Here is a 25,302-nt window from a genome sequence, read left to right as displayed (position 1 = left end):
ATAGTGAGGCAGTTAGGGTTGTTCAGGTGACAGCGCGGACAGCTCGCTGCGCAACTCAGCGCTAAGCGCCGGGTCGAGGAGGATTTTTTCCAGCTCTTTCCGGAAGGCCTGGTTATCCAGCAGGTTTGCCTTTAAATCACGAAGCAGATTGCGCATGGCGAGCATAGCCTTAAGCTGGGGAATTTGGCGGGCCACCTGTTCCGGAGAGAAATCCTTCATGCTTTGAAATGTCAGGCTAATATTGTCTTCACTGCCATCATCGGCGAGCGTATTTTTAACGGTAAGGTTAACTTTTGGGGAATATTCAGAAAGAACACTGTCGAAATTATTTTTGGAAATATTGACTTTACCACGCTCTGATAATGGCGCTGTTTCCTGCCCGTGACTAAAATCACCGGCAACCAATAATTTCAGTGGTAATTCCGTTTTTTTGCTCGCCCCACCCGTATGCAGATCAAGTTTTAAATTAATACGTGCCTTAGGCACTTCACTCTGGAAGCTGTCAGCCATTTCACTGTCCCTCTGTTTATCGCCGTGCAACTTTATGCACGACTTTTCCTGGTTCGCGATAATAGAACAATGATCTACAAAATATCAAATACACAAACCCTTAAACCGTTAAAATAAACTTATTAAGAATTTTCAGCCGAGAGTTAAGAAAAGAGCGCCCTGATAAATCAGAAAAAAGAGCTATCACCGCCGCTAAAAATGAATCTTTATAGCGAAAAAAAGCAAAGGGTAGAACATTATTAAGAATGTGATTTCACAATGATATGAATCAATATTAAGAAAATAGAAATACTCATTTGCAATAATAGATATAATTACAGAGAGAAGTAGCGGAAAAGGTAATAAAATGGCAGAGGTGATGGATAAGGTAAACACGTCGAAAACATGTTCATAGGGCAATAATTATTTTAAGGCCGATCTGAAATGTTAAATAAAAGCGTCATCAGGTGTTTCCGTTCGACCGCAAAATTTAATGCACGGCAAAAAAACTATGCTGAGGGCTTAATCCTCTGCCAAACAGAATGCGGTCAATAATTAATCGCGAAGAAAGCACTCTATTCGCAGCCTGCTGCGGCCAGGAACGTCCTCATGCGCTTTCATTTTCCACGCGTCGATAAACAGGTACGCGCCGTGTTGTTCCGGTCAAATTATCAAAAACGTCCGTTTCTGCAGTGGCTATCTTAAGACCGGTTTTTCTCAGCCGCTGCACATCGGCGGCGATGCGCTGAATACCGAACCAAAAAAGCCCGTCCAGCGCGGTTACCTGTAATCCTTCCGTCAGCGCCACTTTAAGACGCTCACGCGGCGCTTTAGTCTCTTTCGCAATCTGTTGATAAGGCGCGGCTGTATTGCCTTCGGCATCAATCCGGCGGATGCGCGTTGACAGCCGGTACTGAAATTCATCCGGAATGCCGCTCAAATCGTTTCTCAGCGTGTAGACGCAACCAAAACGCTTACCGTTGAACAGCACATTTTTCTGGCTGATTTGCAGTTCATCACGCAGGCTGGCGATCAGTTGCGGAGCGCGAATAAGCAGCAACCGAAAAGGTAATTCAAAGCTGGTGACATAATCGACATTCAGCAGCGCGATCCGCAGACGTTCTTCGGCTCCGGCCTGCATCTGACGGCACTCTTCTGCCACATCGGCCCATTGCTGCGTCAGGCGCGGCGTTTCACCCATTTCCGTAAAACTGTACTTCTCTATCTGGTAGTCAATTCTTCCGGTCACGCTGAGTTCCCTGCTGGTCACGTTACAGTATGCTTCACTTTACCAACCCAGGCGTTTAACCGGAAGTGAGTTAACGAACCGCAATCCGGTGATGCTTATGACAAAATATCCGGTAGCAGCAGTGCCAGATGGCGCTCCGCCAGCATCCGCATGGCCTGCTCGATATCCGGCGCGAAGTAGCGATCTTTATCGTAATGGGCCACCCGTTCACGCAACAAATGGCGTGCTTGCTCAAGTAACGGGCTGGAGGTTAATCCTTCCCGCATATCCAGCCCCTGACAGGCAGCCAGCCATTCCACGGCAATCACGCCGCGGGTATTAGCCGCCATCTCCCAAAGCCGACGGCCAGCAGCAGGTGCCATCGACACGTGATCTTCCTGGTTAGCAGAGGTTGGCAAACTATCGACACTGTGCGGATGCGACAACGCTTTGTTCTCACTCGCCAGCGCTGCGGCTGTAACCTGGGCAATCATAAAACCGGAGTTAACACCGCCGTTTTTTACCAGGAAGGGCGGAAGTTGCGACATATGACTGTCCATCAACAGAGCGATACGCCGCTCCGCCAGCGAGCCGATTTCAGCGATGGCCAGCGCGATATTATCAGCGGCCATCGCAACCGGCTCCGCGTGGAAATTACCACCGGAGATCACCTCATTTTCAGCGGCGAAAACCAGCGGGTTATCAGAAACCGCATTCGCTTCGGTCAGCAACACATCGGCGGCAAAACGCAGCTGCGTCAGACACGCTCCCATAACCTGCGGCTGGCAGCGTAATGAGTAAGGATCCTGCACTTTATTGCAGTTGTGATGAGACTGTGAAACCGCGCTATCATCAGTCAGCACATGGCGATAGAGAGCCGCCGCGTCGATCTGCCCGCGCTGACCGCGCACTTCGTGAATGCGCGCATCGAATGGACGACGTGAACCGAGCGCCGCCTCGGTAGTCAGCGCGCCACAAACTACTGCAGAAGCGAACAGATCTTCGGCCTCAAACAGGCCGCGCAATGCAAACGCTGTCGAGGTTTGCGTCCCGTTGAGCAGCGCCAGCCCCTCTTTCGCCGCCAGCGTCAGCGGAGCAAGCCCGGCTCTATTCAGTGCTTCAGTTGCAGGCAGCCATTCACCTTGCCAACGCGCTTTACCTTCGCCAAGTAGCGTAAGCGACATATGGGCCAACGGCGCTAAATCGCCAGATGCGCCGACAGATCCTTTCGCTGGGATCCAGGGATAAACACCCGCATTGACCATCGCCACCAACATCTGGATCACCTGCAAACGAATGCCGGAAAAGCCACGCGCCAGGCTGTTGATCTTCAGCGCCATAATCAGGCGCACCATGTCATCATCCAGCGGTTCTCCAACGCCTGCGGCGTGAGAAAGCACTAGAGATCGCTGTAAATTTTCCAGATCGTCGGTCGCGATACGCGTCTGAGCAAGCAATCCAAAACCGGTATTAATGCCGTATGCCGTACGCCCTTCCACCATGATGGCATTGACGCAAGCGACGCTGTCGTTGATGGCGGTAAAGGCGCGCTCATCCAGCGTTAACTGGTGCGGTTGGCTATAGATATCACGCAGTTGGGTCAGTGTCAGTTGACCGGGGATGAGGGTTACATTTTTCATTGTCAGCAAAGTCTCTGCAGTGAGGATATAAATACATATACTTGTCTATACATATCCACGCAAGCCAGCTTTTAACAAGAAAGATACAGTTTTGTTATATTGCGCCTGCAATCACGGTTTTACGCAAGACAGCGTGAAATGTCGCTCGCCCAACCATACGATTTAAGGCCCTATTCTCAATCCTCACATAAGTATGCATTATGCCGTTAGTGTGCAAAATGTGACCACCATCAAAAAATAATCTTAGAATTCAAGTGGAAATGAACCGTTTCAGCTTAACGTTTTTTGCGTCGCTCAAAGGCTATTTATTTAGCAATGAAAGTATTGTGTCGCCAAAGCCCGACACATTGTAAGTCACTAAAATTTCATTAAAAAAAGCCTCTTGTAAGGCCAAAAAATTAAGCGTACATTAGCCCCCGTTGGTGAGGAATTCACCCGAAATTCTGAGATGGAGCTGTGGCCGGAATGGAGATAATTCTCAATTTGGTTTTGGCGTAGTTTCACCTCTCTATACTCAGTCCTTGTTAAGGTCATTAAGTGCATACTCAAACGTATGCGGAGCGATGAACGTGAAATATTTCTTTATGGGCATTTCTGTGATGGTCATTGTGTGGGCCGGCACCTTCGCCCTGATGATCTGACCTGAGCTATTGATGCGGAAAAAAACAGGAGCCTCGCGGCTCCTTTTTTTTAGGGTTCAATATCTTCTGTTGCGCTTTTTTGCGTCACTGGCAGTAGCCCGTCGTTGCGGAACATAGTCTTAATGCCGCGTACTGCCTGACGAATACGATCGCGGTTTTCAATCAAGGCAAAACGGACATGGGTGTCGCCGTAATCGCCAAAGCCAATGCCCGGAGAGACGCACACTTTGGCGTCTTGCAGCAACTTCTTGGCAAACTCCAGCGAGCCCATCGCCGCATAGGGTTCCGGAATTTTCGCCCATACGTACATTGATGCTTTTGGCATTTCGACCATCCAGCCCGCTTCATGTAGCCCTTTCACCAGCACGTCGCGGCGGCGCTTATACTGCGCGGCAATATCACGTACGCACTGCTGATCCCCTTCCAGCGCAGCAATTGCGGCGACCTGCAAAGGCGTAAACGTGCCGTAGTCATGGTAACTTTTAATGCGCGCCAGCGCGTTCACCAGTACCGGGTTACCGACCATAAATCCAATGCGCCAGCCGGCCATATTGTAGCTTTTCGAGAGGGTGAAAAACTCCACCGCAACGTCGCGCGCGCCCGGCACCTGCATAATCGACGGCGCTTTCCAGCCATCATAAACGATATCGGCATAAGCCAGATCGTGAACCACCAGCACGTCGTAACGTTTAGCCAGCGCGACCACTTTCTCAAAAAATTCCAGCTCCACGCATTGTGCCGTTGGGTTCGACGGGAAACCCAGAATCATCATCTTTGGTTTCGGGTAACTTTCACGGATCGCGCGTTCGAGTTCATTGAAAAAATCCACGCCTTCAACCAACGGCACAGAGCGAACCTGTGCACCCGCAATCACCGCGCCATAAATGTGGATCGGATAGCTTGGGTTCGGCACCAGGACGGTATCACCGTGATCCAGTGTCGCCAGCATCAGATGCGCCAGCCCCTCTTTCGAACCGATGGTCACAATAGCCTCAGTTTCCGGATCGATCTCGACCTGATAGCGATCCTGATACCAGCGGGAAATGGCCCGACGCAGACGAGGAATGCCGCGCGAAGTTGAATAACCGTGCGTATCCGGACGCTGGGCAACCGTGCAAAGTTTCTCAACAATATGCGGTGGTGTCGCACCGTCCGGGTTACCCATACTGAAATCGATAATATCTTCGCCGCGACGACGCGCAGCCATTTTCAGTTCAGCGGTGATATTAAAAACATAAGGGGGAAGACGATCGATACGCGTAAAACGACGTTCAGGACTGAAGTCAGCCATAGATTCCTCGGAGTAACGTTAGCGCCCGGACCGTCCGAGCGACGTCGCTGTCAACACAGCGTGCTTAAAACATATCCTGAAAAATTTCCTGCTGTCGAGAGAAAAAAAGAAAAATAACAGGTAGATCTAAAAGAGGAACATCGATTTAGGAAAAGGAAATCAACCTTATCCTCTTATCGCTAAATTGCGCGTTAAATTTAACAATATGATATCAATATAATTACTTTTATTTTTCAGTACCTTTCGCCTTTCCCCACTCTCCTTTGAGCATCTTTTAATCCCCTTTTGGAAATATGGTTTTTCCTCATTGATCTAATGAATATGGTGACTGGTCATCTGCGGCCGGGTTCCTTATCATAGCTTTTTGACGTTATTCACCGAGTCCCCCGTGCACGAAATATTCGATATGTTATTAGCGGTTTTCGACCGCGCGGCGTTGATGCTGATCTGCCTGTTCTTTTTGATCCGCATGCGCCTGTTTCGCGAACTGCTGCATAAAACCGCCCACACGCCAAAAGAGTTGCTTGCAGTTACCGCGATCTTCTCCATGTTCGCCCTGTTCAGTACCTGGTCCGGCGTGCCGGTTGAAGGTTCGCTGGTTAACGTGCGTATTATTGCCGTTATGGCCGGTGGGATTCTGTTTGGCCCGTGGGTCGGAATTATTACCGGCGTCATCGCTGGGGTGCATCGCTATCTGATCGACATTGGTGGCGTTACCGCAGTTCCATGCTTTATCACCAGTATTATCGCCGGGATTTTTTCGGGGATAATTAACCGAAAAGTTCCCAAAGCGCAGCACTGGCGCGTGGGGATCATTGGTGGGATGATTTGCGAAAGCCTGACCATGATTTTGGTGGTCGTCTGGGCGCCAACCACCGCGCTGGGGCTGGATATTGTCTCCAAAATCGGTGTGCCGATGATCCTCGGCAGCGTTTGTATCGGCTTTATTGTGCTGTTAGTGCAAAGTGTCGAAGGGGAAAAAGAGGCTATCGCGGGTCGCCAGGCAAAGCTGGCGCTGGATATTGCGAATAAAACATTGCCGTTATTCCGTAACGTCAATAGCGACTCGCTGCGTCAGATATGCGATATCATTCGTCGCGATATAAAAGCCGATGCCGTGGCAATCACCAATACCGATCATGTGCTGGCATACGTTGGTGTCGGCGAAAATAACTATCGCGACAGCGACGATATTCTCAGCCCGACCACGCATCAGTCGATCAGCACAGGCGAAATTATCATTAAAAACAATGATGAAGCCCACCGTACACCTGAAATTCACTCTATGCTGGTGATCCCGCTGCGGGAGCAGAGTGTGGTCACCGGCACGTTGAAGATCTACTACTGCCATGCGCACCAGATCACCTCATCTTTACAGGAGATGGCGGTCGGGTTATCGCAAATTATCTCGACCCAACTGGAAGTTTCCCGCGCTGAGCAACTGCGTGAAATGGCAAACAAGGCCGAACTGCGCGCATTGCAAAGCAAAATAAACCCGCACTTCCTGTTTAATGCTCTGAATGCCATTTCTTCCTCTATTCGCCTCAATCCGGATACCGCCCGGCAATTGATTTTCAATTTGTCGCGTTATCTGCGCTATAACATTGAATTAAAAGACGATGAGAAGATCGACATCAAGAAAGAGCTATATCAAATTAAAGATTACATTGCGATTGAACAGGCGCGCTTTGGCGACAAATTGACCGTCATTTATGACATTGATGAAGAGGTCAGTTGTGTGATCCCCAGTCTGTTAATTCAGCCGCTGGTAGAAAACGCCATTGTGCACGGCATTCAGCCCTGTAAAGGCAAAGGTGTGGTAACGATAAGTGTGGAAGAGTGCGGCAACCGCGTACGCATCGCGGTACGTGACACCGGCAACGGCATCGCACCGGAGATGATTGCCCGCGTTGAGGCCGATGAAATGCCGGGCAACAAGATTGGCCTGCTTAACGTTCACCAGCGCGTAAAATTGCTGTATGGCGAAGGACTACATATTCGCCGCCTAACGCCGGGAACCGAGATCGCCTTTTATGTCCCGCGCTCGCCGTCCGCCATATTGTTGCCCTGACAGGAGAAGCCGATGAAGGTCATCATTGTTGAAGATGAATTCCTGGCGCAACAGGAGTTGATCTGGCTGATAAAAGAGCACAGCCAGATGGAGATCGTCGGTACCTTTGACGATGGTCTCGATGTTCTGAAATATTTACAGCACAACAAGGTTGATGCAATTTTTCTGGATATCAATATCCCATCTCTGGATGGCGTATTGCTGGCGCAAAACATCAGCCAGTTCGCACATAAACCCTTTATTGTGTTTATTACTGCGTGGAAAGAGCATGCGGTCGAAGCCTTTGAGCTGGAAGCGTTTGACTACATTCTGAAGCCGTACCAGGAGTCGCGAATTATCAGCATGCTGCAAAAGCTGGAAACGGCCTGGCAGCAGCAATCGGGTACCGCCAGCAGCCCGCAATCACGGGAAAACGCCACCATTAATCTGGTGAAAGACGAACGCATTATCGTTACCAGCATTAATGATATTTATTATGCGGAAGCGCATGAAAAGATGACTTTCGTCTATACGAAGCGGGAATCATACGTGATGCCGATGAACATCACCGAGTTTTGCAGCAAGCTGCCAACGGCGCATTTCTTTCGCTGCCACCGTTCGTACTGCGTGAATCTGGATAAAATTCGCGAGATCGAACCGTGGTTCAACAACACTTATATCTTGCGGCTGCGGGACCTTGATTTTCAGGTGCCCGTCAGCCGCAGCAAAGTTAAAGAATTCAGACAGCTAATGAATCTTTAAAGGAAATGCCCCAGCGTCTGGCGCAAATGTGCGCCGGAGCCGAGCAGCCCGGGGTTATCGTGCACAATCAGATAGACCGGAATGTCCTGCACATAGGATTTGAAACGTCCTTTATCTTCAAAGCCGCCACGGAAACCGGAGGCGGTAAAGAAATCAAGGAAGCGCGGCACAATCCCGCCCGCGATATAGACCCCGCCGAACGTGCCGAGATTCAGCGCCAGGTTACCGCCAAAACGCCCCATAATGACGCAGAACAGCGACAGTGCGCGGCGGCAGTCAATGCAACTATCCGCCAGCGCCCGTTCGGTAACATCTTTGGGTTGCAGATTCTCCGGTAAACGACCATCAGATTTCACGATCGCCCGATAGAGATTGACCAGCCCAGGACCAGAGAGCACACGTTCAGCGGAGACATGGCCAATTTCTGCGCGCAGCTCTTCGAGGATAATCCCCTCTTCTTCACTGTTCGGCGCGAAATCGACGTGACCACCTTCGCCCGGCAAACTCACCCAGCGTTTATCGACATGCACCAGATGCGCAACGCCAAGCCCCGTGCCAGCGCCGTACACAGCGATCGGCTTGCCTTCTACCGCCTCACCGCCGCCAAACTGGATCAGGTGATCTTTTTTCAGCATCGGGATCGCCATTGATACGGCAGTAAAATCATTGATAATTTCCAGATGTGCAAAGCCGAGGTTTTTCTTCATTTCCGCAATCGAGAAAGCCCATGTGTGATTCGTCATCGCCACCCAGTCGCCGGTAATCGGACAGGCAATCGCGATGCAGCCGTCTTCCACGCTGACGTCATGTTCATCAAGATAAACGCGCACTACGGCTTCCAGGCTGGGATAATCGAGGCCGGAATAGGTTTTGGCCCGGGAGATATCACCACTGTCGACATCGCACAACGCTAAGCGCGCGTTGGTACCGCCCACGTCTCCCACTAAAGCATACTTTGTCATTCTTTTACGGCTCCGCTAAAGTCAGAATAAATCTTTGGCACACTGTAAATTCAAGGCGCTGTAACAACAACGACCATAACACGAGTGCCCCAGGATAATCGATCTGCGTCACAGATTAACCCGCGGGCTGCCGCCAGATTGTTCTGCGTCGCCCCGACGTCTTTACAAGGACCTATCTATGCTTCATCCGCGAGCCAGAACACTGTTACTGCTGGCCCTGCCTGCGTTGACTATTGGCGTGGCCTCCAGCCTTGTGCTGATACTGGTAATGAAGATCGCTTCGCTGCTGCAAGCCGTTTTGTGGAGCGGTATTCCGTGGCAACTGGGCATTGCGCCCGATTCACCAGGCTGGATCTTATTGATACTGACGCTGACAGGGATCGCCGTTGGTCTGGTGATCCGTTTCAGTCACGAACACGGTGGTCCGGATCCGGTGACCGTTCCGCTGATCAATGCACCGGTGTCCGTCAAAGCGTTGCCCGGCCTGGTACTGGCGCTGATCCTCGGGCTGGCGGGCGGCGTTAGCCTTGGGCCGGAACATCCAGTAATGGTGCTCAATATTGCGCTCGCGGTGGCGCTGGGCGCTCGCGTCTTCCCGCGCGTAGCACCGCTGGACTGGACTATCCTCGCCTCAGCGGGCACCCTTGGCGCGCTGTTCGGCACGCCAGTGGCGGCAGCGCTGGTGTTTTCGCAAACCCTGACCGCCAGCAATGACGTGCCGCTGTGGGACCGTTTATTCGCGCCGCTGATGGCTGCATCGGCTGGCGCACTCACCTCCAGCTTGTTCGCCCTGCCCCATTTTGCCCTGCCCATCCCCCATTATCCCCAGTTGCATATCGTCGATATCATCAGCGGCGCGGTGGTCACTGTTTTTGCTATCGCGCTGGGTATGGTTGCTGTCTGGTGTCTGCCGCGCCTGCACCGGTTGATACACCGGCTGCACAACCCGGTGATGGTTCTTGGCGTTGGCGGCTTCCTACTTGGCCTGTTGGGGATCATTGGTGGCCCGGTCACGCTGTTTAAAGGGCTGGACGAGATGCAACAGCTGGCCTTCGCCCAGACGCTAACGGTGACGGATTACCTGCTGTTTGCGGTGGTAAAACTGGCTGCACTGGTGGTTGCTGCCGCCTGCGGTTTTCGCGGCGGGCGTATTTTTCCGGCGGTATTTGTCGGTGTGGCGCTCGGGCTAATGCTGCATGAGCATGTCGATGCCGTACCCGCCGCCGTGACGGTTTCTTGCGCGGTGCTGGGTATGGTGCTGGTGGTAACGCGCGATGGCTGGCTGAGCCTGTTTCTTGCCGCCGTGGTAGTGCCGGATACCACGCTGCTGCCGCTGTTGTGCATCGTGATCCTTCCCGCGTGGCTGCTGCTGGCCGGAAAACCGATGATGATTGTTCCCCGGCGCGATGAATAACGCTTAGCTGTTACGCGCTTCGAGTGCATGGGTGACTTCCCGTAGCAGATCCGGCAGATCGGCTTTTGGCAGCATCACTTCTATCAACGCAAGGCGGTGGTGATGCGCCGCCGCTTCCAGCGCTTCCGCCAATTGCACGGTTTCACTCACGCGCCAGCATTCTGCCTGGCAGTCCACGCTTAAAGCATGGGGAAGATGGGTCCAGTTCCCGTTATAGCGCTGTTTTGCGCCGTGAATAGCGCGTTCGACCGTATAACCATCATTATTGAGCAGTAAAATAATCGGCCGTTGCCCGTCACGCAGCATCGATCCCAGCTCCTGAATGGTCAGTTGCGCCGCGCCATCGCCAGTGATCAACACCACCCGGCGTTCCGGGCAGGCGGTTTGCGCACCAAACGCGGCGGGCAGGCAGAAACCAATCGATCCCCACAATGGCTGAACCAGCAGTTCCGCTCCGGCAGGCAGACGCAGGGAAGCTGCGCCAAACGCGGCTGTCCCCTGATCCGCCAGCAGAATGTCATCAGGACGAATAAACGCCTGTACCGTCTGCCAGAGCGTCTCCTGATTGAGTGTTCCTTGATGAACCGGGGCGTGAGCAGCCTGCAGCGGGCGATGATTCGCCGCGGAATACGCTCTGGCACGCACGAGCGGAATCAACGCATTTATCGCCTCCCGCATCGGAATGCCGCTAAACCACACGTCGCCGACGCGGGCAGCAAACGGCTGGATTTCAATGGTACGCTCCTGCGCAAGCCGCTGGGTAAACCCGGCGGTCAGCGTATCGGTAAAACGCGTGCCGATACAGATCACCGTATCCGCCCCCTCTATCGCCTCTCGCACTGGCGCCGGGCTGGCCGCGCCGCTGTAGGTGCCAACAAAACCGGGTTGCGTTTCATCAAATAACCCTTTCCCCATTAGCAGTGTGGCATGCGGCAGCGGCGCATCTTTCATCCAGCATTGCAGCATCTTATGAACGCCAAAACGGCGGGCGAGAAAATCCGCCAGCAACGCCACGCAAGAACTGGTTGATAACATCGCCTGCACATGCTGACGAAAGGCATTCAGACACGCTTCGTTTACCGGGAACGGGGAAATTGTGAGAGCGTTTACAGGCGGGGTGGCAGGCATTTTTGCCACATCTGCAGGCAGCATCAGATAGCCCGGCCGGGACTGTGTCAGCATCACTTCGAGCACACGATCGATCTCATAGCAGGCATTTTGCGCCGTTAAAATGGCGCGTGCGGCGGTGACCGGCTCGCTCATCCGGTAAAAAGGGTGGAAATCGCCGTCGCCAAGCGTGTGGTGCAGCAATTCACCCCGTTGCTGTACACCGCTACAGGGCGCACCAACGATATGCAATAGCGGAACATATTCGGCATAGCTGCCTGCCACGCCGTTGATTGCGCTCAGTTCGCCCACACCGAAGGTGGTTAGCAACGCGCCCGCGCCCCGACAACGCCCGTAACCATCGGCGGCATAGGCGGCATTAAGCTCATTCGCGCAACCCACCCACTGCACGGCCGGGTGTTGAATCACATGATCGAGAAATTGCAGGTTATAGTCACCCGGCACACCAAAAAGATGGTGGATACCGCAGCCGGCGAGCCTGTCGAGTAAGTAGTCGGCAATTGAATAATCACTTTGCATAACGTTGTTCCCAGAGCTTTGACGTTGATCTGAGTATTAAAGAAGTGTGATGGGAGTCCAGGATGGACGCTCTATTCCAGGTGGAAAGTAAGCTTTACGACACAACCCGGTGTACTCTCGTTGAAGCCAACTTTGTGTAAACGTATACACTCAATCTACAACGACTAAAAAGGAGCACGGCATGGCTTTTCAGGCAGATCCTTCCCGTTATCAAAACATGGCTTATCGCCGCTGCGGCGACAGCGGATTAAAGCTTCCGGCCATTTCACTTGGGCTATGGCATAACTTTGGTGATACCACTTTGCTGGAAAATAGCCGTCAATTAGTGCAGCACGCTTTCAATCTCGGTATTACGCACTTCGACCTTGCCAATAACTATGGGCCACCGCCGGGATCCGCAGAATGCAATTTTGGCCGTATCCTGCATGAGGATTTTCACTCCCTGCGGGACGAACTGATTATTTCCACCAAAGCCGGTTACACCATGTGGGGTGGCCCGTATGGTGACTGGGGTTCCCGTAAGTATTTGATTGCCAGCCTCGATCAAAGCCTGCGCCGGATGGGGCTTGAGTATGTGGATATTTTCTACCATCACCGCCCGGACCCGGAAACACCGCTAAAAGAGACGATGCGCGCGCTGGATCATATTGTGCGCCAGGGCAAAGCACTGTACGTCGGCCTGTCTAATTACCCGGCAGCACAAGCGCGAGAAGCAATTGATATTCTTAATGATCTTGGAACACCTTGCCTGATTCATCAGCCCAAATATTCGATGTTTGAGCGCTGGGTTGAAGACGGATTGCTGGATGTGCTGCAGGAAAAAGGGGTCGGCAGTATTGCCTTCTCTCCGCTGGCAGGCGGGCAGCTAACCGATCGTTATCTGCAGGGGATCCCGGCGGATTCACGTGCTGCCAGCGGCAGCCGTTTTCTCAACCCGGAGCAGCTCACCACGCAAAAACTGGACATCGTGCGCGTGCTGAATGCGTTGGCGCAACGGCGTGGTCAGAAGCTGTCGCAGATGGCGCTGGCATGGGTGCTGCGGGATGATAAGGTGACGTCAGTGCTGATTGGCGCCAGCAAAATAAGCCAACTCGACGATGCGGTTGGCATGCTGCAAAACCGTCACTTCACTGCAGATGAACGTGCTGAGATCGATGCAATTCTGAGCAGTACAAAATAAATACCGTTTTAGCAAAAAGTGCTCCCATTCACGATTTAAGAGTTCCGCCAATAATACGGGGTATTGCCGCCCCGTAAAATTGTTGTAACAGGCCGTTTCGGCCCGATCGTGAGGAGAAGAGTATGTTCAGGTCACTGATTCTGGCAGCAGTGTTAATGGCTTCAGCGCCACTGGTCGCTAATGCTGGCGAAATCACCCTGTTGCCGTCGATTAAATTGCAAATTGGCGATCGCGATAATTATGGTAACTACTGGGACGGCGGACGCTGGCGTGACCGGGACTACTGGGGTCGTCACTATGAATGGCGCGGTGACCGCTGGTACAGACACGATCGCGGCTGGCATCGCGGCTGGGATAAGCACAAGGCTTACGAACGCGGCTATCGTGAAGGCTGGCGCGACCGCGATGATCATCGCGGCCCAGGGCGCGGCCATCACCACTAATTTTCGTGCCGCATAGCGCTCCGCTAACCGGCATTTAACACCCAGCCCGCAGCGCTAAACGCCTGCGGGCATTTTCATTATAAATCCGCAAGTGTTCCGATCAGCAGCCAGCCATTCAAGCTCACCACCAGCACCACAATTAACCAGCCTGTACGTTTCACCAGCGGACTATTTACCAGCCCGCCCATCAATTTTCGGTCGCTGGTAAAGACCAGTAACGGCACCAGCGCCAGTGCAATGCCGAAGCTCAACAGCACCTGGCTCATCACCAGGATACGGGTCGGATCCAGCCCCAGCCAGATAACGATAAACGACGGCATCATAGTAATGCTGCGGCGCACCCACAGCGGAATGTGAAAGCGAACAAACCCCTGCATCACCACCTGCCCCGCCAGGGTCCCCACCACGGTGGAAGAGAGACCAGCCGCCACCAGGCTCAGCCCAAAAATGGTTGCCGCTGCATGGCTTAAAAGCGGTTCCAGCGTCAGATAAGCCTGATCGAGATCGGCCACGCCGGTATGTCCGTTAAAATGAAACGCCGCCGCAGCCGTCGCCATCATCGCCAGATTAACAAAGCCGGCAATGGTCATGGCAATGCCTACATCCCATTTTGTCGCCGAGTAGCGCTCGCGCTGCGTGCCCTGATGCAGATGCTGCGTCAGCGACGAGTGCAGGTAAATCACGTGTGGCATGATGGTTGCGCCCAGCACACCAGCAGCAAGGAACACGGCGTCAGTTCCCGGCAAGCTGGGGATGACAATGCCTTGCGCCAGTTGCGCCAACTTCGGCTGAGAAAAGGCCAACTCAACAATATATGCCGCTGCCACAAACAGCAGCAGCCCGCCAATAACTTTCTCGAGCGGTTTTTGCCCGCGACGTTGCAGCATCAAAATAAGGAATGTTGCAATACCGGTGAGGACTGCGCCTTGCAGCAGTGAAACGCCAAGGATCAATTTGAAGCCAATCGCGGCACCAATAAATTCAGCCAGATCGGTCGCCATGGCGATGATTTCCGCCTGAACCCAGTAAAACCACACCAGCGGACGCGGATAGTGATCGCGGATCTGCTCGGCGAGATTTTTTCCGGTAGCGATACCGAGTTTGGCAGACAGTAGCTGGATCAACATCGCCATGATGTTGGCCCACACGACAACCCACAGCAGCTGGTAGCCAAAGCTGGCTCCTGCCTGGATATTGGTGGCGAAATTCCCCGGATCGATGTAGCCAATCGCGGCAATAAACGCAGGCCCCATTAACGCCAGCTTTAACTTGCGCGCTGCACGCCCACTGCTACTCTCAACGCGACTATTGTTCATTTATTGCCCCTAAATATAGCCTTTGCTATGTTTCATGCTAGCAAAATGAGAATGATTATCAAGTTCATTTAATGTGGATTTACCTGATTTCTCTGATAGCCAGAAACGATAGAAGGGCCGGATCGCAAGGATGGTGACGGCGATAGCAGGAACCATCGTCGAATTATGTTAAGAGTGTAGCATTTCAACGCAACTTTTCACTCCTTTACTTAACATAACAGAAATGTATGTTTGATCACTATTTTTGAGTCTGGTCACAGGACATCAATATAGTGCGTGTTTGATCTCGTTTTCTTTCCGCTTGTTACATAGAATGTGCACGAAATTTCTACCCGTCTCATATTTGGAGCAAATATGTCCCGCGTTCTGCACTTTGTCCTGGCGCTTGCTGTTGTGGCGCTGCTTGCCCTGCTTTTCAGCAGCGATCGCAAGAAGGTCCGCATTCGTTTTGTTATTCAACTGCTGGTGATTGAAGTTTTACTGGCCTGGTTCTTCCTGAACTCTGATATTGGCCTTGGCTTCGTGAAAGGCTTCTCCGAAATGTTTGAAAAACTGCTCGGTTTTGCCAACGAAGGTACTAACTTCGTCTTCGGTAAAATGAATGACGAAGGTCTGGCGTTCTTCTTCCTGAAAGTGCTGTGTCCGATCGTCTTTATTTCCGCCTTGATCGGTATTCTGCAACACATTCGTGTGCTGCCAATCATTATTCGCGCCATCGGGACGGTGCTTTCCAAAGTTAACGGCATGGGCAAACTGGAGTCCTTTAACGCCGTCAGCTCCCTGATTCTGGGTCAGTCCGAAAACTTTATCGCCTATAAAGATATCCTCGGCAAAATGTCACGCAACCGCATGTACACCATGGCCGCGACAGCAATGTCTACGGTTTCCATGTCCATCGTCGGCGCGTACATGACCATGCTCCAGCCGAAATATGTGGTAGCGGCGCTGGTACTGAACATGTTCAGCACCTTTATTGTTCTGTCGTTGATCAACCCGTACCGTGTTGAAGAGAGCGAAGAAAACCTGCAGATGGCAAAACTGCACGAAGGTCAGAGCTTCTTCGAAATGCTGGGTGAATACATTCTGGCAGGCTTTAAAGTGGCGATTATCGTGGCGGCAATGTTGATCGGCTTTATCGCGCTGATCTCCGGCCTGAACGCGCTGTTTGCTGCTATTTTCGGCATCTCCTTCCAGGGCATTCTCGGTTACATCTTCTATCCGATCGCCTGGGTTCTGGGTGTGCCGGCGCACGAAGCGCTGCAGGTCGCCAGCATTATGGCAACCAAACTGGTGTCTAACGAATTCGTGGCAATGATGGATCTGCAAAAAATCGCAGCGAATCTCTCCCCGCGCTCTGAAGGCATCCTGTCGGTATTCCTCGTTTCCTTCGCAAACTTCTCCTCTATCGGCATTATCGCAGGCGCGATCAAAGGCCTGAATGAAGAGCAAGGCAACGTCGTTTCCCGCTTTGGTTTGAAGCTGGTGTACGGCTCAACGCTGGTCAGCGTGCTCTCTGCGGCCATCGCCGCGCTGGTTATCTGATAGCGACGCAAGCGACAAAAAACCGGGGAATTCCCCGGTTTTTTTATTCGTTCTCAGCCAACGGCTGCGGCTTGCCAAATAAATATCCTTGCAGATAATCCACTCCCGCCTCCAGCAGCAGTTCGCGTTGCGCTTCGTTTTCCACATACTCCGCCACAACGGTAAGAGATTTTGCTTTCGCCAGTTCGCAAATCGCTTTCACAATCATCACATCCTGCCGATCCTGGAGAATATCCCGCACAAAGCAGCCATCGATCTTGATGATATCCGCCTGCAAACGTTTCAGGCGCTCAAAGTTGGCATAACCGGTACCGAAATCGTCGATAGCAATTTTGAACCCTGCCTGGCGCAATTGCTGGATGTTAAGAATGCTGACTTCGGAATTGGAAAAGGCCTGCTCTTCGGTGATTTCGATAATCACCGTCTGCGGCGCTATCGCATAACGCTCAAATAACGCCAGAAACTGCGGAGCAAAGGCTTTTTGCATCAGCGTCATCGGCATCAGATTCACGGAAAATCGCGCATACGGGCCGGTTTGTGGGTGCCGCTGCATCCATTGCAGCAGGCGTTCAATTACCAGCATATCGAAGCGTGTTCCGAGATTGAACTGGGCGATAACGGGGATAAATTGGTCTGGCGTCATGATCTCGCCATCGCTGAAAAGGCGGGTAAGAATTTCCTGATACCCCTGCCCGTGCGCATCAACAATTGGCTGGCCGTAAAGCTGGATGCCGTTTTCATCCAGCGCGCGTTTGATCTTATTGAGCAGTAAAATGCGATCCGTCGTCTGGTCCGTCACCGTTTGCAGGCTGTTCGTGAGCGCCAGCACCTGATGCTGCACACTGGCCTCCTCGGCCAGCCAGCTTAATTGGCCAAGCGTCTGGTGCAAATCTTCGCCGCACGCGTGCAATTTGCCCCATGAGGCGCCAAATTCGATATCAAGCCCGACATTGTTCCAGAAGATGCGCCCGCTATTCAGATAATCGACCATATGCTGTAACCGCCCCGCCGTTTCCGGCCCCCTCAGCAACAGTAACAGCTCGCCCCCTGGCAACTGAAAAAAACGTTCCCCTTCCTGCAATAACGGCTGCAGGCGACGGGCAACGCTGCGCTTTACATACACGCGCATCATCATGCCGAAGTGTTTACTGAGGAACTCCATATTCTTCATATGCAGGCAACACACCACATCGTTTGGCTGTTGCTCCAGTTGTTTCTCCAGCGCGCGCAGATTCGCCAGGCCGGTTAACGGATCGCTCATTGCCTGTAACTGCCAGCGTCTTTTCAGCCACTCGCTGCGATGGTAAACCTGCGTCATATACAACAGGCAAATGGTAAAGCTGATCAACACCGACATAACAAATGCCAGCGAGTAGTCCGAGCTCACCCCTTGCAGGAAGTTGTTGTTATAGGCCAACAGCAAAAAAGCCGAAACAGACCAGCTAAGAGTAATAAATGAATAACTTAACCTGCTGATACCCAGCGTAAAAATAATGAAAATAACCGGCACCAGATAACCCGCAATATAGTCAGCTTTAAAAGGCGCACACAAAACAATAACGATAGTTATTAATATGCTTAACCAGCTAAACATAAATAAGCGATTTTTCGCCGATAAAAAAGGGCGAATGCTGCGATACCAGAATGCACGTGCGAATTGCGGATTGATTATCATCCGTAACGGATAATAGATAATCATGGTAAAAATGAGCGCTGCGCAAATCAGACTTTGTATATCTATTATTGAGAAAATGATTGTACCGGAGCCGAAAAAATTCGAAAGATTAATTGGATAGTTAAACCAGACTCCCGCAATATACATTGAAGCTTTTATGCTAATGGGTGCGACAAATCCCATCCATACGGTACGCACCGCCATGTCTTTGTTCGGAATGCCGTGGCGCCAGCGGGCACCGAGCCGCCAGCGAACAATAGCGCAGATAACAAATACAGGAATGAGCTGACAGAATAACAATACCGTCGCTTCAGTAACAGGAAGGTGTAAAGAAATCTCATTTACCATCCCGAAACTGATAAGTATTGGAATTATTCCATGTCGGCCGAATAAGAGAATGATCGCCAGCACTACGCTTAACGGTAGCCATGCCAGATATAGGCTCGACGCATCAACAACTGCACGCGGAGAAATAAATCGGGAAACAGTGAGCGCAACCAGGCATAAAATTAACGCAAGCAGGAATTTTCTTATACAACTATTTTTGCTATATATCATCTATGTTAATTAAATGATCCTGGCCGAAGAAAAGAATAGCCAGAATAATAGGTTTATTCATTTAATGAATCAAGTTATCAGACCGACAAACACCTTTCATTACTGCGGCCTTACCGGACTAATACTTTTTCAGTTTTTATTGTAAGAAATTGACAAAGCGGAAGCTGAAAAGCAAAAACCCCCGCGTAAACGCGAGGGTTTGAAATTTTGGTGGAGCTAAGCGGGATCGAACCGCTGACCTCTTGCATGCCATGCAAGCGCTCTCCCAGCTGAGCTATAGCCCCACAATTTATCTTTACGCACCAACTCCGTTGGGTTCGGAATTTGGTGGAGCTAAGCGGGATCGAACCGCTGACCTCTTGCATGCCATGCAAGCGCTCTCCCAGCTGAGCTATAGCCCCATTGCGTAAAGCGTGTCGTGTTGACGGGCGGCATAATATGAATTCCCTTGCCAGGTGTCAACGGCAAAATCGTACCGCGTCAATCAATCGCTGAAAAAGCATGCAAATTAAGGACATTGCGTAACTCCTCGCAGTCAGTAGTTAAACGTGTCACATTTTCCCGTAAAATGGTGCTATAACATAAGCCACTAATTACCCTTACAACTATTCGGGAAATTACATGCTCAAGGAACGAATGACACCAGAAGAGTTAGCCAGTCTTACCGGATACAGTCGGCAAACCATCAATAAATGGGTACGCAGAGAGGGCTGGATCACCTCGCCAAAACCCGGCGTGCAAGGGGGAAAAGCCCGGCTGGTGCATGTAAATGAGCAAGTCCGCGCTTTTATTCGCAGCGCGCAGCGTAGCGAAGAGCCAGCCCCTGCGATGCGCACGATCGGTAACAACTCACTTGAAGCTTTGCTTATTTCGTTGGCGAAAGAGATGACCGACGCCGAGCAAAAGCAGCTCATCTCTCTACTCTTACGTGACGGCATAACCGGGTTATTGCAACGTCTTGGCATCCGCGATCAGAAATAAAATGATGAAACTCGCTAACAAAATGACGACTGAAGAGCTAGCCGATTTTCTTGGTGTTGCCAGACAAACCGTTAATCGCTGGATCCGTGAACAAGGTTGGCAAACGGAAGCGCTACCCGGTATCAAAGGTGGTCGCGCAAGGCTGATTCACATCACCAAAGAAGTGCGGAGCTTCGTGATGAAAACGCCCTCCATGCGCCAGCGTCATTCTCCTTACTCCATCGCCGAACCAACACCATCTTATACGAGTGAAAACAGTTCGCTGCGGGAGATCGTCAAAGTCTTACAGAACATGACGCCCGAAGAACAGAAGCTGCTGGCGGTGTTACTGGCCCGAGAAGGAATCTGCGGGTTTTTGCAGCGTCTCGGCATAACGCAGACGATCGATGAGTAAAAAAAACCGGCCCTGATGGCCGGTTTTTAGTTTGTACGTTTAATGCGTATGCGGGTGGTTCTCCCGACGATACGCACCCGGCGGCTGATTAAACGTGCGGGTAAAGGTACGCGTGAAGGTTTGTTGCGAATCAAAGCCGTACTTCAGGCAGATATCGTAAACCTTCTGATTGGTATTGAGTAAATCCTGCGCGGCAAGCGACAGTTTACGCTCGCGAATATAACGTCCAAGACTCTCCCCTTTGTACTGCAAGAAGAGGCGTTGCAGGTGCCATTTGGAATAGCCCGCGTGCGCTGCAATATCATCAATACGTAACGGTTGATGGAGATTGTCGTCGATCCACTCGACGATAGTGTCGATAACCTGAGCGGAAATAGTCATACTGCGCTCCCCCTCTGCTCTTCGATTAATAAACGGGTTTATTCCCACCAGGCACGGAATTCCTGCGCATCGTTAGCCGCAAGAACCGGTTCGCCCAGCATCGGTGTGAGTAAACGAAAACTTTTGCCCCGACTTGCTGCCGCCAGCCGTTTGTACGGATCGTCCCATGTGTGTTTTGCCAACACAAAACGCCCCGCGTGGCCCGGCAGAACCGCGCGTGCATTAATCTCTTCCGCCGCCTGTGCGGCCTGTTCCGGCATCATGTGGATGTACTTCCAGTCTTCGTCATACTGACCGTTTTCCATGATGGCGATGTCCACCGGGCCAAACTGCTCGCCGATGGCTTTAAAATGCGGGCCGTAGCCAGTATCGCCGCTGTAATAGACCTTACGCTGATCGGTGACGAACATAAAACTGGCCCACTGCGTCTGGTTACGTTTCAGACCGCGCCCGGAAAAATGGCGCGCCGGCAGCACATGTACCGCCAGTTCATCGTCGATCGCTACCTTCTGCTGCCAGTCCGCTTCACGAATAATCTGCGGATTCATGCCCCAGTAACGCAGGTGAGAACCGACGCCCAGCGGCGTTACGACCTGTTTGATTTTCGGCATCAGCGCTTTGATGGTGGCGTAATCCAGGTGGTCATAGTGATCGTGAGAAATGATCAGCAGATCGATCTCCGGCAGGCTCTGCGCTGTCCATGCCTCATTCCCGGCAAACGCTTTATTGAGAAATGAAAACGGCGCGGCGTAGTCGCTCAGCACCGGATCGATCAGGATACGTTTGCCCGCCAGTTGCAGGTACCACGAAGAGTGCCCCATCCATACCAGCGTGTCCTGTTCCACAGGCAGGCTGGCAAGATCCGTTTGCACCATTGGCAGCGGCTGCTGCGGACGGACATTTTCCCGTTTGGTGACCAGAAAATCCCACCACGCGGCCAGCATATTTTTCTTGCCGGTAAAGCCTGGCGTCGGCAGCGTATTTTGAAATTTGCCGTCACGGTAATGGGGTGATTTTTCGACTTCCGTAAGCTGTTCGCCTTGCGGCGCTTTGCCAAATCCGGCATTCAAAACAAAGGGTAAACTGGCGGCGGACGCAACGAGCATAACCATGACCACGCTGAAAATGAGACGCTTCATATCCTGACCCGAAGAAATCGCTCCAGTCCGTAGAGACGATATGAACTAAACTTGATTATGAGTGAGTAAGCACTCATTATAGAAAGCAACAGCAAACCGTCAAGATCATTTTCTTTCTTTGACATTCGACGTTGCAGCGCCCAGGTGGGCATGTTTCAATCGTGGTTTTTATAACGTGTGAGGAAAAATGTAGTGGCTCGTCCAAAGAGTGAAGACAAAAAGCAAGCGTTACTGGAAGCAGCAACCGAAGCCATCGCGCAGTCCGGGATCGCCGCTTCCACCGCCTTAATAGCCCGCAATGCGGGAGTTGCGGAAGGAACGCTGTTTCGCTACTTCGCCACCAAAGACGACCTGCTGAACGCACTTTACCTGCATCTGAAAACAGACCTGTGCGGCACCATGCTGGAGAATCTCGATCGCACCATCAACGATCCGAAAGTGCATACGCATTCGGTCTGGGACAGCTATATCGACTGGGGAATTCGTCACCCCAACGGCCACTGCGCAGTGCGGCAAATTTCCGTCAGCGAAAAACTGCGCCCGGAAACCCGCCAGCAGGTTACCGATATCTTTCCGGAGCTGCATGAGCTCTGCCACCGCTCGGTATTGCCGGTTTTTCTCGACGGCGAATTCGCGCCGTTTGGCGATGCCATTTTCCTGACGCTGGCGGATACCACCATCACCTTTGCCAGCCGCGATCCTTCCCGCGCCAAAGAGATCAAACGCCTCGGTTTTGAAGCGATGTGGCGCGCACTGACCGCTGAGGGGATAGATGGACAGTAAAACATTGCGGGCCTGCGCGCACCGTATTGCGCTTGAGATGCCATTTACCGAGCACTGCTGGCCGTTTGGCCCGGAATATGATGTGTTCAAAGTGTGCGGCAAAATTTTTATGCTAACCGCCACTGCCCACGGCAGAGCACTGGTGAACCTGAAAGCAGAGCCGCAAACTTCCCTGCTCAACCAGCAAATCTACCCCAGTATTGAACCGGGGTATCACATGAACAAAAAACACTGGATTTCCGTCTATGCAGGGGAAGATATCGACGAATCGCTGCTTGCCTCGCTGATTCAGGCGTCGTGGGATCGGGTGGTGGATGGCCTTTCGCGCAAAGAGCAGCAGCGCCTGCGCCCTACGCGTTCTCAGCCAGCCAGCTAAGCGCCCGCTCCCCCGCTGCATCCACCGGCAGATAAACCAGCAGCCGCGAACCGTTACGCGGTGCTGAGTACCAGTACATTTGCTGTAAGGTAAACTCTCCCAACTGCGGATGGGTAAACAGTTTCAGCTTGTTTTCCACGCCGCGCACATCCAGATATTTCCGCCACAGCGTGGCAAATTCGGTCGATGCCGCGCAAAAGCGCGCCAGCTTCGCTTCCCATAACGGATCGCCACGGTGCTCCGCCATCGCCGCACGAAAATAGGCCACAAATGTCTGCAATATGCTGTCATCGCTGCCAAGACGGTTGCGCCACTGCGGATGCGTCAGATAAAGGTAGATGCAATTGCGCTCATCTTCGGGGATTTCAGCGAACTTAATCCCCATCAGACGCTCAAAAGCGACGTTCCACGCCACAATATCAAAATTAGGTTTCTGAATACTGGCCGGTTGCGGCAACAGGCTATCCAGCAGGCGGCGCGTGCCCTCGCTAATTCCCTCGCATTGCGGCACATTCAGCGTTTCGGCAGGCGTTAATCCGGCGAGTAAAAACAGGTGCCGCGTTTCGGTGGGCGAACACTGCAACGCGCTGGCAATGGCCTGTAAAACCGCTGACGAAGGGTTCACATCCCGTCCCTGCTCCAGCCAGGTATACCAGGTGACGCCAACATCGGCCAGCAGTGCCACTTCTTCACGTCGCAGCCCCGGCGTGCGCCGCCGACCACTGCGCGGCAGCCCCAGACGCTGCGGATCGAGGCTCTCCCGGCGGGCGCGTAAAAATGCGCCGAGCTGTTTGCGGTTTTCATCCTGGATGGTTACATCCATCATCCGATCGCTTATTAGCGTCATTACACCCTCCAGCATGGTAGTGCCAGTACCAGTATACGTAAGAACTGGTACCCGTTTTTCTAATCGGTGATGCTACGTCTATCTGATGAATGACGCAATGGAGTCACCATGAAAACGTCTGCTGTTTCACCAGGCCGGGCAGGCCTGATCCTTCTGCTGACCGGGCAGATGCTGCCCCAGATAGATACTTCAATCACCAACGTTGCGCTCGATTCGATCACCCAGTCGTTGCACACCAGCGCCACGCAACTGGCGTTAATCGTTGCCCTGTACGGCGTGGCGTTTGCCGTCTGTCTGGCGATGGGCAGCAAGCTGGGCGATAACTTTGGCCGCAAACGCCTGTTTTTAGCGGGCGTAGCGCTGTTTGGCCTCGCCTCGCTGCTGTGCGGTCTGGCGAACTCCGTCTCCGCACTGTTGGCCGCCCGTACGTTGCAGGGTATCGGCGCGGCGCTGATCGTGCCGCAAATTCTCGCCACGTTGCATGTCACGTTAAAAGGCACCGCGCACGCTCGCGCCATTAGTCTGTATGGCGGTATTGGCGGCGTGTCATTCATTATTGGCCAGATGTGCGGTGGCTGGCTGGTATCAGCGGATATCGCCGGGTTGGGCTGGCGCAACGCCTTCTTTATCAACGTCCCGATTTGTCTGCTGGTACTGGCGCTGAACCGCTACCTGCCGGAGACGCGCAACGACACCCGGACACGTATTGACTGGCAGGGCACGTTCGCACTGGCGCTAATCCTCTGCTGCCTGTTATTCCCACTGGCGCTCGGCCCGGAGCTGCACTGGCCGTGGCCGACACAGGCCGCGCTGCTGGCGCTGTTCCCGCTGGCTCTGTGGATGCGTACCAGCGCCTTGCGACAACAGCGCACCGGTCTGGTTCCGCTGGTGCCGCCGCATCTGCTTAAGCTGCACAGCGTTCGTTTTGGTCTGCTGATTGCGCTGCTGTTTTTCACCGCGTGGTCCGGCTTTATGTTCTGCATGGCGCTGACGTTGCAGGCGGGCATGGGAATGACGCCGTACCAGTCCGGTAACAGCTTTGTGGCGCTCGGTATCGCCTATTTTGTCTCCGCCTGGTATGCGCCGAAACTGATTGCCCGTTACAGCATGCGTACGATTTTACTGACCGGGCTGGTCATTCAGGTGAGCGGCCTGCTGGCGCTGATCGCCACATTACAACTCTCCGGGCGGCTGGTCGGCGTGCTGGCGCTGGCGCCTTCCACTGCGCTCATTGGTTACGGCCAGGCGCTGATTGTGAACAGCTTTTACCGCATCGGAATGCGGGATATCACCACGCAGGATGCGGGCGCTGGCAGCGCGCTGCTCAGCACGCTGCAACAGTCGACACTGGGTCTCGGCCCGGCCGCGCTCGGCAGCGTATTTCTCTATCTGGTGGGTCAGTCAAACGGCAATTACAGCACCGCGCTGAGCGGCTTTCTGGTGACAGAAGTGGTCATGATGCTGGTACTGGCAGCCGCAGCAGTCAGCGCGCGCCAGCAACTGGCTCACCGTTGTCCGGCCAGTTAAAGAACGCTATCCGTTGTCGCGAAACAAGGTTAGTGT

Annotated in this window: 23 protein-coding genes and 2 tRNA genes; 12 read left to right on the top strand and 13 right to left on the bottom strand. The window is 52.7% G+C overall.

Translation table 11 applies throughout. The annotated features are described in order from the left end of the window. Positions 1-12: 12 nt before the first annotated feature. The 3 genes from tssB to hutH form a co-directional block, all read right to left on the bottom strand. Positions 13-510, bottom strand: a complete 498-nt coding sequence (tssB, locus tag AWR26_RS07730) for a type VI secretion system contractile sheath small subunit (RefSeq protein ID WP_064564746.1) — start codon at positions 508-510, stop codon at positions 13-15. A gap of 586 nt (positions 511-1,096) precedes the next feature. Beyond that, positions 1,097-1,738, bottom strand: a complete 642-nt coding sequence (locus tag AWR26_RS07725; protein ID WP_139227903.1) for an ECs1377 family protein — start codon at positions 1,736-1,738, stop codon at positions 1,097-1,099. Between the two features lie 95 nt (positions 1,739-1,833). Further along, entirely contained in the window at positions 1,834-3,357 is a 1,524-nt protein-coding gene (hutH, locus tag AWR26_RS07720; RefSeq protein WP_064564742.1) for a histidine ammonia-lyase, read from the bottom strand. Positions 3,358-3,926: 569 nt separating this feature from the next. Here hutH and ypdK point away from each other — a divergent pair. After that, on the top strand, positions 3,927-3,998 hold the full coding sequence (gene ypdK / locus AWR26_RS07715) for a membrane protein YpdK (RefSeq protein ID WP_099458783.1): 72 nt from the start codon (positions 3,927-3,929) through the stop codon (positions 3,996-3,998). A 49-nt stretch (positions 3,999-4,047) separates the two neighbouring features. Here the strand turns inward: ypdK and alaC are convergent, their stop codons facing one another. Continuing rightward, complete coding sequence (alaC, locus tag AWR26_RS07710; protein WP_064564740.1) at positions 4,048-5,289, bottom strand: alanine transaminase; 1,242 nt, start codon at positions 5,287-5,289, stop codon at positions 4,048-4,050. Between the two features lie 388 nt (positions 5,290-5,677). On the opposite strand from alaC, the gene AWR26_RS07705 reads away from it, so the two are divergent. After that, positions 5,678-7,360, top strand: coding sequence for a sensor histidine kinase (locus AWR26_RS07705; protein WP_071892631.1), 1,683 nt, complete (start codon positions 5,678-5,680; stop codon positions 7,358-7,360). 12 nt (positions 7,361-7,372) lie between these two features. Then, positions 7,373-8,101 carry a LytR/AlgR family response regulator transcription factor gene (locus AWR26_RS07700; protein ID WP_064564736.1) on the top strand — a complete coding sequence of 243 codons (729 nt, stop codon included), beginning with the start codon at positions 7,373-7,375 and terminating at the stop codon, positions 8,099-8,101. Here AWR26_RS07700 and glk read toward each other — a convergent pair. Further along, entirely contained in the window at positions 8,098-9,063 is a 966-nt protein-coding gene (glk, locus tag AWR26_RS07695) for a glucokinase (RefSeq protein ID WP_064564734.1), read from the bottom strand. The genes AWR26_RS07700 and glk overlap by 4 nt on opposite strands. Positions 9,064-9,241: 178 nt before the next feature. Between glk and AWR26_RS07690 the strand changes: the two genes are divergently transcribed. Further along, complete coding sequence (locus tag AWR26_RS07690; RefSeq protein WP_064564732.1) at positions 9,242-10,477, top strand: ion channel protein; 1,236 nt, start codon at positions 9,242-9,244, stop codon at positions 10,475-10,477. Positions 10,478-10,480: 3 nt separating this feature from the next. On the opposite strand, the gene AWR26_RS07685 is transcribed toward AWR26_RS07690, so the two are convergent. Continuing rightward, positions 10,481-12,124 carry an alpha-keto acid decarboxylase family protein gene (locus AWR26_RS07685; protein ID WP_064564730.1) on the bottom strand — a complete coding sequence of 548 codons (1,644 nt, stop codon included), beginning with the start codon at positions 12,122-12,124 and terminating at the stop codon, positions 10,481-10,483. Between the two features lie 181 nt (positions 12,125-12,305). Between AWR26_RS07685 and mgrA the strand changes: the two genes are divergently transcribed. Beyond that, a complete protein-coding gene (mgrA, locus tag AWR26_RS07680) occupies positions 12,306-13,304 on the top strand; it encodes an L-glyceraldehyde 3-phosphate reductase (RefSeq protein WP_064564728.1) in 999 nt (332 codons plus the stop codon). A gap of 122 nt (positions 13,305-13,426) precedes the next feature. Continuing rightward, positions 13,427-13,747 carry a DUF2502 domain-containing protein YpeC gene (ypeC, locus tag AWR26_RS07675; RefSeq protein WP_043952812.1) on the top strand — a complete coding sequence of 107 codons (321 nt, stop codon included), beginning with the start codon at positions 13,427-13,429 and terminating at the stop codon, positions 13,745-13,747. Between the two features lie 77 nt (positions 13,748-13,824). Here the strand turns inward: ypeC and AWR26_RS07670 are convergent, their stop codons facing one another. Next, positions 13,825-15,063: an Nramp family divalent metal transporter gene (locus AWR26_RS07670; protein ID WP_064564726.1), complete on the bottom strand. Its 1,239-nt coding sequence runs from the start codon at positions 15,061-15,063 to the stop codon at positions 13,825-13,827. 354 nt (positions 15,064-15,417) lie between these two features. Here AWR26_RS07670 and AWR26_RS07665 point away from each other — a divergent pair, with 354 nt between their 5' ends. Beyond that, positions 15,418-16,605 (top strand): NupC/NupG family nucleoside CNT transporter, encoded by a 1,188-nt coding sequence (locus AWR26_RS07665; protein ID WP_007370980.1) that lies wholly within the window; start codon positions 15,418-15,420, stop codon positions 16,603-16,605. A gap of 43 nt (positions 16,606-16,648) precedes the next feature. Here AWR26_RS07665 and AWR26_RS07660 read toward each other — a convergent pair whose 3' ends face one another. The 3 genes from AWR26_RS07660 to AWR26_RS07650 all read right to left on the bottom strand — a co-directional run bounded on the left by AWR26_RS07660 (position 16,649) and on the right by AWR26_RS07650 (position 19,239). Continuing rightward, the gene (locus tag AWR26_RS07660) at positions 16,649-18,838 is read right to left on the bottom strand and encodes an EAL domain-containing protein (protein ID WP_064564724.1); all 2,190 of its coding nucleotides are present in this window, start codon (positions 18,836-18,838) and stop codon (positions 16,649-16,651) included. A 208-nt stretch (positions 18,839-19,046) separates the two neighbouring features. Continuing rightward, positions 19,047-19,122 (bottom strand) — tRNA-Ala (locus AWR26_RS07655). 41 nt (positions 19,123-19,163) lie between these two features. After that, a tRNA-Ala gene (locus AWR26_RS07650) sits at positions 19,164-19,239 on the bottom strand. Between the two features lie 220 nt (positions 19,240-19,459). On the opposite strand from AWR26_RS07650, the gene AWR26_RS07645 reads away from it, so the two are divergent. Together AWR26_RS07645 and AWR26_RS07640 are read left to right on the top strand one after the other, a co-directional pair. After that, entirely contained in the window at positions 19,460-19,819 is a 360-nt protein-coding gene (locus tag AWR26_RS07645; RefSeq protein ID WP_064564722.1) for a YfeC-like transcriptional regulator, read from the top strand. A gap of 1 nt (position 19,820) precedes the next feature. Continuing rightward, on the top strand, positions 19,821-20,213 hold the full coding sequence (locus tag AWR26_RS07640; protein ID WP_064564721.1) for a YfeC-like transcriptional regulator: 393 nt from the start codon (positions 19,821-19,823) through the stop codon (positions 20,211-20,213). Positions 20,214-20,252: 39 nt separating this feature from the next. Here AWR26_RS07640 and AWR26_RS07635 read toward each other — a convergent pair whose 3' ends face one another. Together AWR26_RS07635 and AWR26_RS07630 are read right to left on the bottom strand one after the other, a co-directional pair. Then, positions 20,253-20,594 carry a RamA family antibiotic efflux transcriptional regulator gene (locus AWR26_RS07635; RefSeq protein WP_043952807.1) on the bottom strand — a complete coding sequence of 114 codons (342 nt, stop codon included), beginning with the start codon at positions 20,592-20,594 and terminating at the stop codon, positions 20,253-20,255. Positions 20,595-20,632: 38 nt separating this feature from the next. Further along, positions 20,633-21,733 carry an MBL fold metallo-hydrolase gene (locus tag AWR26_RS07630; RefSeq protein ID WP_064564719.1) on the bottom strand — a complete coding sequence of 367 codons (1,101 nt, stop codon included), beginning with the start codon at positions 21,731-21,733 and terminating at the stop codon, positions 20,633-20,635. Between the two features lie 192 nt (positions 21,734-21,925). Between AWR26_RS07630 and AWR26_RS07625 the strand changes: the two genes are divergently transcribed. Beyond that, positions 21,926-22,516 carry a TetR/AcrR family transcriptional regulator gene (locus tag AWR26_RS07625; protein WP_043952805.1) on the top strand — a complete coding sequence of 197 codons (591 nt, stop codon included), beginning with the start codon at positions 21,926-21,928 and terminating at the stop codon, positions 22,514-22,516. Further along, positions 22,506-22,892: an MmcQ/YjbR family DNA-binding protein gene (locus tag AWR26_RS07620; RefSeq protein WP_064564717.1), complete on the top strand. Its 387-nt coding sequence runs from the start codon at positions 22,506-22,508 to the stop codon at positions 22,890-22,892. The genes AWR26_RS07625 and AWR26_RS07620 overlap by 11 nt, the downstream gene beginning before the upstream one ends. On the opposite strand, the gene AWR26_RS07615 is transcribed toward AWR26_RS07620, so the two are convergent. Then, the gene (locus AWR26_RS07615) at positions 22,867-23,739 is read right to left on the bottom strand and encodes a helix-turn-helix transcriptional regulator (RefSeq protein ID WP_064564715.1); all 873 of its coding nucleotides are present in this window, start codon (positions 23,737-23,739) and stop codon (positions 22,867-22,869) included. The genes AWR26_RS07620 and AWR26_RS07615 overlap by 26 nt on opposite strands. 108 nt (positions 23,740-23,847) lie before the next feature. On the opposite strand from AWR26_RS07615, the gene AWR26_RS07610 reads away from it, so the two are divergent. Beyond that, positions 23,848-25,266, top strand: a complete 1,419-nt coding sequence (locus AWR26_RS07610; RefSeq protein WP_064564713.1) for an MFS transporter — start codon at positions 23,848-23,850, stop codon at positions 25,264-25,266. The last annotated feature ends 36 nt before the right edge of the window (positions 25,267-25,302 follow it).

Origin of the sequence: Kosakonia oryzae (assembly GCF_001658025.2) — a bacterium.
Classification (GTDB): domain Bacteria; phylum Pseudomonadota; class Gammaproteobacteria; order Enterobacterales; family Enterobacteriaceae; genus Kosakonia; species Kosakonia oryzae.
The sequence above is the reverse complement of the archived record's forward strand: the minus strand, read 5'-3'. Positions and strand labels throughout refer to the sequence as shown.

Excerpts from the sequence above, each read along its gene's own strand:
- tssB (WP_064564746.1), bottom strand. The coding sequence starts at position 510 with ATGGCTGACAGCTTCCAGAGTGAAGTGCCTAAGGCACGTATTAATTTA.
- hutH (WP_064564742.1), bottom strand. The coding sequence starts at position 3,357 with ATGAAAAATGTAACCCTCATCCCCGGTCAACTGACACTGACCCAACTG.
- alaC (WP_064564740.1), bottom strand. The coding sequence starts at position 5,289 with ATGGCTGACTTCAGTCCTGAACGTCGTTTTACGCGTATCGATCGTCTT.
- AWR26_RS07700 (WP_064564736.1), top strand. The coding sequence starts at position 7,373 with ATGAAGGTCATCATTGTTGAAGATGAATTCCTGGCGCAACAGGAGTTG.
- glk (WP_064564734.1), bottom strand. The coding sequence starts at position 9,063 with ATGACAAAGTATGCTTTAGTGGGAGACGTGGGCGGTACCAACGCGCGC.
- AWR26_RS07690 (WP_064564732.1), top strand. The coding sequence starts at position 9,242 with ATGCTTCATCCGCGAGCCAGAACACTGTTACTGCTGGCCCTGCCTGCG.
- AWR26_RS07685 (WP_064564730.1), bottom strand. The coding sequence starts at position 12,124 with ATGCAAAGTGATTATTCAATTGCCGACTACTTACTCGACAGGCTCGCC.
- mgrA (WP_064564728.1), top strand. The coding sequence starts at position 12,306 with ATGGCTTTTCAGGCAGATCCTTCCCGTTATCAAAACATGGCTTATCGC.
- ypeC (WP_043952812.1), top strand. The coding sequence starts at position 13,427 with ATGTTCAGGTCACTGATTCTGGCAGCAGTGTTAATGGCTTCAGCGCCA.
- AWR26_RS07670 (WP_064564726.1), bottom strand. The coding sequence starts at position 15,063 with ATGAACAATAGTCGCGTTGAGAGTAGCAGTGGGCGTGCAGCGCGCAAG.
- AWR26_RS07665 (WP_007370980.1), top strand. The coding sequence starts at position 15,418 with ATGTCCCGCGTTCTGCACTTTGTCCTGGCGCTTGCTGTTGTGGCGCTG.
- AWR26_RS07660 (WP_064564724.1), bottom strand. The coding sequence starts at position 18,838 with ATGATATATAGCAAAAATAGTTGTATAAGAAAATTCCTGCTTGCGTTA.
- AWR26_RS07645 (WP_064564722.1), top strand. The coding sequence starts at position 19,460 with ATGCTCAAGGAACGAATGACACCAGAAGAGTTAGCCAGTCTTACCGGA.
- AWR26_RS07640 (WP_064564721.1), top strand. The coding sequence starts at position 19,821 with ATGATGAAACTCGCTAACAAAATGACGACTGAAGAGCTAGCCGATTTT.
- AWR26_RS07635 (WP_043952807.1), bottom strand. The coding sequence starts at position 20,594 with ATGACTATTTCCGCTCAGGTTATCGACACTATCGTCGAGTGGATCGAC.
- AWR26_RS07630 (WP_064564719.1), bottom strand. The coding sequence starts at position 21,733 with ATGAAGCGTCTCATTTTCAGCGTGGTCATGGTTATGCTCGTTGCGTCC.
- AWR26_RS07620 (WP_064564717.1), top strand. The coding sequence starts at position 22,506 with ATGGACAGTAAAACATTGCGGGCCTGCGCGCACCGTATTGCGCTTGAG.
- AWR26_RS07615 (WP_064564715.1), bottom strand. The coding sequence starts at position 23,739 with ATGACGCTAATAAGCGATCGGATGATGGATGTAACCATCCAGGATGAA.
- AWR26_RS07610 (WP_064564713.1), top strand. The coding sequence starts at position 23,848 with ATGAAAACGTCTGCTGTTTCACCAGGCCGGGCAGGCCTGATCCTTCTG.